This window comes from Streptomyces sp. NPDC056527, assembly GCF_042794475.1.
Lineage (GTDB): Bacteria > Actinomycetota > Actinomycetes > Streptomycetales > Streptomycetaceae > Streptomyces.
Genome location: NZ_JBHTTQ010000169.1, coordinates 1 through 9,654, shown reverse-complemented (window position 1 = coordinate 9,654; position 9,654 = coordinate 1). Strand labels below are relative to the sequence as shown.

Sequence of the window (9,654 nt, the reverse complement as noted above, 5' to 3'; positions counted from 1 at the left end):
CCGCGCGGTGCCCGTCTCCTCACACCCCCGCACCCCCCCCCGGCCGGCGGCCCCGCCCCCCCACAAGCCCTGTACCGGCCCGGGGGGTCGCCGGGGCCGCCCGGCGCCCACGCCGGCGGCCCCCACACCGGCGACCGGCTGGCCCGGCAGGGATGGCGCGCCGCGCTAACCCTCCGCGTTGACGGCGGGAACGACGCCGTCGGCCGAACCGTCGGCCCCGTCGGAGTCCTCGCCCGCCCCGGTGGCCGGAATCTTGATGACCACCGCCACCAGTACGGCGGAGGCGAGCGCGACGAACGCCCCGATGGCACCGATGGCGTTCATCCCGTCGGTGAACGCCGCACGTGCCGAGTCGAGCAGGGTGGTGGCCACGTTCGAGGACACGCCCTGCGCCGCCTCGACCGCTCCGGCGAGCGTGTCGTCGGCGCCGGCCGCCACCCCCTCGGGGACGTCCACCCCGGCGCGGTACACGGCGGCACCGAGGCTGCCGAGCAGGGCGACGCCCAGCGCCATGCCGAGTTCGGTGCTGGTCTCCGAGAGCGCCGCGGCGGACCCGGCCTGCTCGGGCTGCGCCGAGCCGACGACGATGTCGGTCCCCAGGGCGATGAGCGGGCCACCACCGGCGTAGACGAACGCGAAGCCCGTCACCACCTGGGCGATGCCCGACGAGCTGTCGGCCAGGCTCAGCATCACATGGCCGATGCCCGACACGGCGAGCCCGACGGCGACGACGTACGCCGGACGGAACCTGCTCGCCGCCATCGGGGACACCACGGCCGTCACGATCAGCGCGAAGGCCGCCGGCAGCAGGTAGAGACCGGCCTTCATCGGGGACAGTCCGCCGACGAGCTGGAGGTACTGCGTCACCGTCAGATACGTGCCGCCGGCCACCAGCATGCTGAGCAGCAGCGTCACCAGCGCCGTACGGAAAGTGGCGTTGCCGAAGAGGCCGAGGTCGAGGAGCGGGCTCTCCAGGGTGCGCTGCCGGCGGACGAACAGCACGCCGACGACCAGACCCACGACGATCGCCGCGAGCGGCACCGGGCCGACCCCCTCGTTGGCGATCTCCTTCAGCCCGTAGATCACCGGGAGGATCGTGGCGAGCGACAGCGCCACACTGGTCAGGTCGAGCCGGCCGGCTTCCTCGTCGCGGTACTCCGGCAGCAGGAGCGGGCCCGCCACCAGCAGCACGCCCATGATGGGCACGCCGAGCAGGAAGACCGAACCCCACCAGAAGTACTCCAGCATGGCGCCGCCGACCACCGGGCCGAGCGCGATGCCCACGGAGAACATCGTGACCCAGACCGCGATCGCCACGCCGCGCTGGCGCGCGTCGGCGAACATGTTGATGATCAGGGCGAGGGTCGAGGGCATCAGCGTGGCGCCGGCGATGCCCATCGCGGCCCGCGCCGCTATCAGCGTGGCCGAGTCGTCGGCGAAGACGGCCGCCAGCGAGGCGACGCCGAACGCGGCCGCGCCGATCAGCAGCAGCTTCCGGCGGCCGATGCGGTCGCCCAGGGTGCCCATGGTCACCAGGAAGCCGGCGATCAGGAAGCCGTAGATGTCGATGATCCACAGCATCTGGGCGGCGGAGGGGTTCAGACCCTCGCTGATGTGCGGTACGGCGAGGTGCAGCACGCTCACGTCGATGGACAGCAGCAAGGTCGGCAGCGCCAGCACGGCCAGGCCCAACCACTCACGGGGTCCGGCCTGCGAAGTGGTATCGGCGGTGGTACTCACATGTTTCCTTTCGGGGATGGTGCGCATCGGTGCCCGATTACGGTCATCGGGCAAGGGGGTGTGGGAGCGACGGCTCCGACCGGGGGTGGTCGAGGCCGGGGATCAGGCGGGCGGCGACGGCTGCCGCATTGGCTGGTGTGTAGAGGTAGAAGTGGCCGCCCGTGAACGTCTGCCGGCTGAAGCCGCCCGACGTCTCCAGCGCCCACAGGTGCATCCGCTCGTCGATGACGACCGGGTCGTCGACCGCGCCGAGCGCCAGGATGGGGACGCCGGTGCCGGACGGCGGCCTCCGGTAGGTCTCCATCGCCTCCAGGTCCGCCCGGATCGCCCGGAGCGACGCCCGGACCAGGTCGGCGCGGTCCACCAGGCCGGGAGACATCCCGCCCATGTCCATCAGATGCTCGAGGAGTTCCGCGTCGCTCCTGAGATGCGCGAACGGCGGCTCGCTGGGGAAGCACGGAGGCTGACGCGCGGACACCGCCAGCACGGCGGGCGGCAGACCTCTCCTCTCCATCGCGCGGGTGAGTTCGTATCCGAGGACGCTGCCGAAGCTGTGCCCGATGACCGCGTACGGCAGCGGCTCCAGCTCGGCCAGACCTCGGACGAGGGCGTCGACCAGCGGCTCGACGCGGGTCACCAGCGGCTCGCTGATGCGCGCGCCCCGGCCGGGCAGTTGGGCGACGACACACTCCACGTCCTCGGGCAGCACCTGCCACCAGGAGCGGAACGCGGACGGCCACCCACCGGCGTGCGGAAGCGCCACGACCCGGAACCGGGGCCGCGGTCGCGGCCCCGGTCCGGTCCCGGCCGTCCGACGCGCCCCGCTGCCCACCGTCATCCACCAGCCGCTCATCGCGGCGCCCCGGCCCGGGGCGCGGACCGTCCGGCCAGCAGGGGGTGATGGGCCTCCAGGTGGGCGATCACCCGCTCCTGGTGACGTTGGAGACGCTGGCCCGGAAGGTGCTCGAGCGAGTGCAGGAACGGATCCTGAGGGGCCGGCAGACCGGCGATCGCGCCGGCGGTACCCAGCACCAGCATCGGCTGGTACCACGCCGAATAGCCGCCCTCGTGGGCGAAGACGATCCTGCCTCCCGTCAGCTCGTCCGCCAGCCGGCACATCGTCGACGTCATGGTGTGGAAAGTGCGGCTGGTGCAGAGCATCCGGCCCATCGGATCGTGGCCGCTCGCGTCGACGCCCGCCGCCACCAGGATCAGATCGGGGGCGAAGGCACGGGCCGCCGGCTCCACGATCCGGTCCATCACCGCGAGATAGGCGCCGTGTCCCGAGCCGGCGGGCAGCGGCACGTTCAGGGTGCTGCCCGCCCCCGCGCCCGCGCCGGTCTCCAGAACGAGACCGGAGGCCGCGGGAAACAGCCCTTCCTGGTGCACCGAGACGTACAGCACGTCGGGGTCCTCGTAGAAGGTCCGCTGGATGCCGTTGCCGTGGTGCACGTCCCAGTCCAGGATCAGCACGCGGCGCGCTCCCCGGCGCTGCGCGGCACGGGCCGCCACCGCCAGGTTGTTGTAGAGGCACAGCGCCATCGCCCGGTCCGGCTCCGCATGATGGCCGGGTGGCCTCACCAGGCAGTAGGCCCGGTCGAAGCGGCCGTCCAGGACGCCCTCGGCGGCCTGGGTACAGGCCCCGACGGCGAGCCTCGCGGCCTGTGCGCTGTGGTAGTTGACGTACGCGTACACACCGGCGTCGCCCGCGCCCGCCGCCGAGGCCGCCTCGACCCGCTCGATGTGATCGGGGACGTGCACGAGGAGCAGCTCCTCGTCGGAGGCCGGTGTCGGGGTGTGTCCGGTGAACCGGTCCATCACACCGAACGCCTTGACCAGCCCCTCCGCACGCCGGAGGTCCGGGTCGACCGCGAACTGGCGCAACGGCTCGACGCCCGGCCCGACCGGCACGTACCCCGATCCGGGACCGGGGTCGTGCCAGAAACAGATCTCGTGGCTGAACCACGCGAGACGGGAGGTGCTCACCAGCCGGACACGCCCAGCGAGGCCCGGCTGATCCCGGCGACCTTCTCGATGTACTGGAGGTAGTACTCGCGCTCCTCGTCGGGCGTGCGCTTGGTGCGCAGCGTCGTCCCCAGGAGACCGAGCACCTCCTCGGCCTCGGTGGGCGTCAGCCGGCGGTCACCGACCTCCTTCTCGAACGCGCGGATCCGCGCGGTCGGCTCCAGCACGCCGGACGCGTACGCGTCCTGGTCGGTGCCGTGGTTCCGGGTCGAGGCGATGGTCTTCAGGATCGCTCCGAAGAACGCGCTGGTGTCGATGTCGGTCATGGTCGATTCCCCCCTTGGTTGCCGTGCGGTGGTCGGCGCACGGTGGTGTCCGGTCCTGTGGACCGCTCCGTCCGATCGGTGCTCAGCGGATCAGGCCGCAGACGCGGCCGGCCTTCTCCAGCGTCACGACGGCCGCGTCCAGATCGGCGTCGGAGTGGCTGAGGTTGACGATGGTCCGCAGCCGGGGCAGCGTCCGCGGCACGGCCGGGTAGACGATCGGCTGGACGAAGAGCCCGTCCTGCTGGCACAGCCGGGCCATCGTTCCCGCCTGTTCTGCGCTGGTGCAGATGATGGGCACCACCGGTGTCTCACTGGCCAGCGTGTCGAAGCCGAGGGCGCGCAGCTGCTCGCGGTACCGGGTCGTCTTCGTCCGCAGGTCCCGGGTGAGGGACGGGGCGGCCTCCATCACTTCGACGGCGGCCTTGGCCGCCGCCACCTGGGCGGGGGTCGCGGCCGCGGAGAACATCCAGCCCCGCGCGTTGTTCTTCAGCGCGAAGATCAGGTCGCTGGACCCGGCGACGTAACCACCCGCGCTGGGCACCGTCTTGGAGAGCGTGCCCATCTTGACGTCGACGCGTTCCGGATCGATGCCGAAGTGCTCGGTGATGCCGCGGCCGGTGGCGCCGAGGACGCCCAGGCTGTGCGCCTCGTCGACCATCAGCGGCGCGTCGTACCGCTCGCACAGCTCCACGATGCCGGGCAGGTCGGCCACGTCGCCGTCCATGCTGAACACGGCGTCGGTGACCACCAGACGGCCCGCGTCACCCACCTTGCGCAGGGCGCGTTCCAGGTCGGCGAGGTCGTTGTGGGCGTAGGTGATGACCGACGCACCGGAGAGCCGGTACCCGTCCAGGATGCTGGCGTGGTTGTAGACGTCGCCGATGACGACGTCTCCGGGGCCGACGAGAGCGCCGACCGTCGCCACGTTCGCCATGTAGCCGCTGGAGAAGACGATGGCGTCCTCGGTGCCCAGGAAGCGGGCGAGCGCCAACTCCAGCTCCCGGTGCAGATGCAGGGTGCCGGCGAGGAGCCGTACCCCGTGGGCGCCGGTCCCGTGCCGCTCCACGGCGCGCAGGACCTGGTCGTCGATGTAGTCGTGCCCGATGAGCCCGAGGTAGCTGTACGACGCGAAGTTGAGGAACCAGCGGCCGTCGAACTTGATCCGGGGACCGGTGGCCTCCTCGATGACGGGCTCGTAGAAGTACTCGTCCTTGGCGACGATCAGCCGGTCCTCCGTCGACAGGGCGTCGATGCGCCGGTCGAGGAAGGAGCCGTGGGGGGCGTCGGCCAGCCGGCCCGGCAGGGTTCGCCTCGGTACGCGATCGGCCGGGACGGGAGCCGGGGACGGCGACGGGGTCGGGGTCGAGCTCGGGAACGGGCTACGGGTCGCGGGGGCCTGGTCGGTGGCCAAGGCCGGGGCACGGGGCGGCGACACCCGCGGGACCACCGCCGCGGGTGCCGCGTCCCTGAAGCGGTCCCAGTCGGGGACGAAGGAGTCGGCGGTGCCCGGGGCCACGGCGGCCTGCGGCCGTTCCGCCGCGGCCGGACGCTGCTGCGGCACCGAGAGGTGCGGAGCGCGAGCCGGAGGTGCCGTGGGCGGCTGCGGAGCCGGGACCGGCACGGGCGCCGGGGCGGGTGAGGGGGCGGGCGTGGGTGAGGGGGCGGGCGTGGCGGCCGAAGCGGTGCGCGGCAGCGATTCGAGGTGGGCCAGCAGCGCGCCGACGTTGGTGCGCTCGAAGAACACCATGGGGTCGATGTCGAGCCCGTCGGCGGTCAGCGACGCCGCCAGCTCGACCGCCATCATCGAGTCGAGGCCCAGCTCCAGCAGATCGTCCTCGGTGGACACACCGTCGAGGTGCAGGACCTTCGTGAGCGCGTCGGTGAGCGACGGCCACAGCCCGGATTCCGGTGTGACAGCAGTCATGGGTGCATCCTTCGCTTTCGCGGCGGCGGACAGAACGTAGTGCGCGGGGGGTCGGCCCAGGGCCGTGCGGAGCAGGTCGATGCCGTCGTCCGCGGTCAGGGCCGGAATGCCGTGCGCGGCGGCCTTCGGGGCGATGGACTCGCCCATCCCGACGGTCCACAGGCCCCAGCCGAGGCTGAACCAGGGGCGCCCTTCGGCGCGTTGGCGGGCGGCATGGCCCTCCAGATAGGCGTTGGCCGTGGCATAGGCGCTCTGGCCGAGGTTCGCCCGTACAGCCGCGACGGAGGAGAAAAGGGCGACGAATCCGGGCTGGTCGTGCCCGGACAGCAGGTCGGTCAGCGCGTGTACGCCGCCGATCTTGGGCCCGAACACGGTGTCCACCTGCTCGGGCGTCAGGCTGCGCGCCAGTCCGTCGCGCAGGACTCCGGCGGCGTGGAACACCCCGTCGTACCGTGCGGCGCCGGCCAGTGCCTCACGAAGCGAGCGGACGTCCGCCGCCACGACCGTCAGATCGCAGCGCGCTCCGAGTCGATCGAGGCGTTCCCGGCTCTCTCCCCGGTCCGGCACGGTTCGCCCGACCAACGTCAGATGGGCACAGCCCGCATCCGCGAGGAACTCGGCGACGCGCAGGCCGATGCCGCCCATGCCGCCGGTGATCAGGAAGCGGCCGCCGTCGTACCGCACCGGGGCGGTGACGCCGGTGCTCGTGGGCTGCGGCCGCACGGAGGGCTCGTACCAGGTGCCGTCGCGCAGGGCGAGTTCCGGCCGGTCCCGGCCGAGTGCCTCCCACAGGAGAGCGGCATCGCCGTCCTCCGGGCCGACCTCGTTCTCGGTACCGAGATCGACCAGGCGGACCCTGGTACGGGGATGCTCGACGCGCAGCGTGCGGCCGAGGCCCCACAGGGCGGTCATGAACGGGTCGACGGCCTCCTCCGCCGCCACCTGGTGCGCGGCGCAGGTGACGATCAGCAGGTCGGACATCGGCGGGCGCGCCGCGAGCCGGCGCACCAGCGCGAAGACCCCCTGCAGGGCCTCGGTCACCTGCGCCTCGCCGCTCAGCCCGCGCGGCGCCACGTACACGACGTCCCGGAAGGCGACGTCGGCCGGCAGCGTGTCGAGGCCCCCTTCGGAGAGCTGCGCCGGCGTCAGGTGGACACCCTGCCGGCCCGCCGGCGGACGGAGGTCGTCCGTGGACACGATCAGCACGGGACCTTCGGCCGCGGCCGGGTGTACGGGAGCGGCCTCGGCCTCCCGCCAGACGACGGTCTCGATCAACGGGACGGCCGGAAGCCCCTGTTCGGGGGTGACGGACGTCGACGCGACCGTGCCGGCGGTCGACGCGGCGGGCACCCCGGACGCCTCGGGCCTGGCGGCCTTGAGCGTGATGCGGTCCAGTTCCAGCAGGACCTCACCCTGCTGATTGCAGACCGTCGCCCGTCCCCGTACCGCACCGCCCGTACCCCCGGCCTCGCCCGGATCGTCCCGCTCGACCAGGGCGATCACCGTGCCCGAGATCCTGCGGCGGGCCACCAGCCGACCGACGTACCAGGGCAGACACGCCCCGGCCGCGCCCCCGTCCAGCATCCCGAGCGCCTGGAAGACGCTGTCGAGCAGTGCCGGCGGTACGAAGGGAGGAGCCGAGGCAGCGTTCGCTTCGTCCCCGGCCCTGAGCATCAACAGCATCCGGCCGGATCCCCGGTGCGCCGACCTGATCACCTGGTACGCCGGTCCGTACGCGATCCCGCTCGCCTCGCGCCACGCCGCCACGTCCGACAGCGGCACGTACTCCGTGCAGCCCGCCCTCAGCGCGGCCATGTCGACATAGCGGGGCGGCGGCAACGGGCTGCCGGACACCCGGGCGGTGCTGTGGACGACCGGTTCGCCGGCTCCCGGCCGCACGGAACGGACCGCGCACCCGCCGTCCTCGGTCGTGTCGACCTCGAGCTCCGCCTCGGACCCCGCCACCAGCAGGGGCACCCGGAAGGCGACCTGCTCCAGGGTCCACCAGCAGTCGGGACGCCGGGCATCGCAGGCGGACAGCATGGCGTCGATCTGCGCGGCGGCGGGCAGGACGGGGATGCCGCCGATCCGGTGGTCGGAGACCAGCGGATCGGCAGCGTCGAGGACCGACCGGACGCCGCTCATGTGTGCAGGTCGAATCGCTCGGTGGCCTGGACGAGACCGTTCACCTGGATGTCGACGGTGTGCTCACCCGCGTAGTACCGGCGGGTCTGCACCTCCTTGATCGCGTGGGTCTTCTCCAGGGACCGCCGCTCCCCGGGGCCGAGTTCGAGGGTGGTCAGCTTGAAGACCTTCGGGATGCTGCGCCCGTTCTTGCGCACGTGGTGCACCACGTAGTCGACCGCGATGCTGTGCGCCCGGTCGTCGGTGTTCTCGATGTCGAAGCTGATGAGGAGGGAGTCCCCGATGGTCACCGACCGGGGGGCGATGCTCAGCCGGGGTACGCGGACGTGCTCGCCGCCCGTGGCCCCGAGAATCGCGAGCGCCTGCTGATCGCCCTTCTTCACCAGGGTGCGCAGTCCGTGCTTGACGATCCAGTTGGTCTCGGGGGTGGGGCTCTCCTCCAGCCACCGCAGCGCGGTCGCGAGCGCGAGATCGGGTGCGTCCTTGGAGATGTCGTTGAGGTTGTTGGCGACGGACTTGCGCACGTACTCCGAGGAGTCGCTGCGCAGCGGTTCGAGGATCTCCAGGACCGGCCGGGGGTCCTTGACGAACATGGTCAGGGTCCGGGCCCAGGGCAGGTGGGAGCGGATTCCCTCGCTCGCCAGACGCCGCACGTTGTGGCTCGGGCTCTGCGCCCACTGCGTGACGCGCTCCATCGTCGGCGCGTAGTGCTGCTCGATGTACGGCCGGATCGCGTACTCGCCCGTGTGCCGCTTGGTGATCTCCTCGATGGCGTCCAGCGACAGGTCGGGGTGGTCGAGGCCGTACTCCTCGACGAATCGCGCGACCGGCATGAGGAACCAGCTGGCGTTGAACATGCCTTCTCCCTCGGCGAGTTCGTCGCCGAGGATGGTGAGCAGGATCGGAACGGCGTCCGCGTAGTCGGCGGGCAGACGGGTCCGCAGGCCCTCGGCCAGGACGAGGACGCGGTCCTTCAGCTCCTTGCCGGGAATGCGTGACTCGACCTCGGCCGCGTAGCTCTCCACGTCGAACTCGGGGTGGACGGCTCGGATCCGGTCGCCGATCAGACGTGCCGCGTCGGCGTTGAAGTGTCGCTTGAGTCCGTACTCGCTAGCCATGGTTCTGGTGCCTCTTCGTCTCGTTCTTCTGGTTCGACGTGGTCTCGTGCGGCCTGGAGGAGATCCAGAACCGCTGGCGGTTGAAGGGATAGGTGGGGATGGTGGTGGTGCGCCGGCCCTTGCCCTGGTGCAGCCCGGCCCAGTCGAGGTCGGCGGAGGTCTGGTTGACATACGCGGCGACGGCCGCGTGCAACTCGATCTGGTCGGTACGATCCCGCTGCAGGGTGCTGATCCACACGGGTTGCGTCTCGCCCCACGACGCCCGGGCGAGCGACGTCAGCTGGGGATGGGAACCGATCTCCCACACCACCGTCGGGCCGACGTCGGCCAGCGTCGTCAACGCCTGGGTGAAGCGCACCGGTTCACGGATCGCCCGGCCCCAGTACCCGGGGTCGGTGGCCGTCTGCGCGGTGTGCCAGCCACCCGTCACGGTCGA

6 protein-coding genes and 1 pseudogene are annotated in these 9,654 nt (G+C 71.9%); all 7 read right to left on the bottom strand.

The features are described from left to right. Window positions 1-165 precede the first annotated feature (165 nt). Window positions 166-1,740 (bottom strand): MFS transporter, encoded by a 1,575-nt coding sequence (locus tag ACFQ7Q_RS36555; RefSeq protein WP_383563080.1) that lies wholly within the window; start codon window positions 1,738-1,740, stop codon window positions 166-168. A gap of 43 nt (window positions 1,741-1,783) precedes the next feature. After that, a complete protein-coding gene (locus tag ACFQ7Q_RS36550) occupies window positions 1,784-2,503 on the bottom strand; it encodes a thioesterase II family protein (protein ID WP_383563077.1) in 720 nt (239 codons plus the stop codon). Between the two features lie 86 nt (window positions 2,504-2,589). After that, entirely contained in the window at window positions 2,590-3,726 is a 1,137-nt protein-coding gene (locus ACFQ7Q_RS36545; RefSeq protein ID WP_383563074.1) for a class II histone deacetylase, read from the bottom strand. After that, window positions 3,723-4,031 carry a hypothetical protein gene (locus tag ACFQ7Q_RS36540; RefSeq protein WP_383563071.1) on the bottom strand — a complete coding sequence of 103 codons (309 nt, stop codon included), beginning with the start codon at window positions 4,029-4,031 and terminating at the stop codon, window positions 3,723-3,725. The genes ACFQ7Q_RS36545 and ACFQ7Q_RS36540 overlap by 4 nt, the downstream gene beginning before the upstream one ends. Before the next feature lie 82 nt (window positions 4,032-4,113). Continuing rightward, the gene (locus ACFQ7Q_RS36535) at window positions 4,114-8,100 is read right to left on the bottom strand and encodes an aminotransferase class I/II-fold pyridoxal phosphate-dependent enzyme (RefSeq protein ID WP_383563068.1); all 3,987 of its coding nucleotides are present in this window, start codon (window positions 8,098-8,100) and stop codon (window positions 4,114-4,116) included. Then, window positions 8,097-9,218, bottom strand: a complete 1,122-nt coding sequence (locus tag ACFQ7Q_RS36530) for a DNA alkylation repair protein (RefSeq protein ID WP_383563066.1) — start codon at window positions 9,216-9,218, stop codon at window positions 8,097-8,099. The genes ACFQ7Q_RS36535 and ACFQ7Q_RS36530 overlap by 4 nt, the downstream gene beginning before the upstream one ends. After that, a pseudogene (locus ACFQ7Q_RS36525) lies at window positions 9,211-9,654 on the bottom strand (hypothetical protein); the annotation flags it as partial. The gene ACFQ7Q_RS36530 and the pseudogene ACFQ7Q_RS36525, both read right to left, overlap by 8 nt.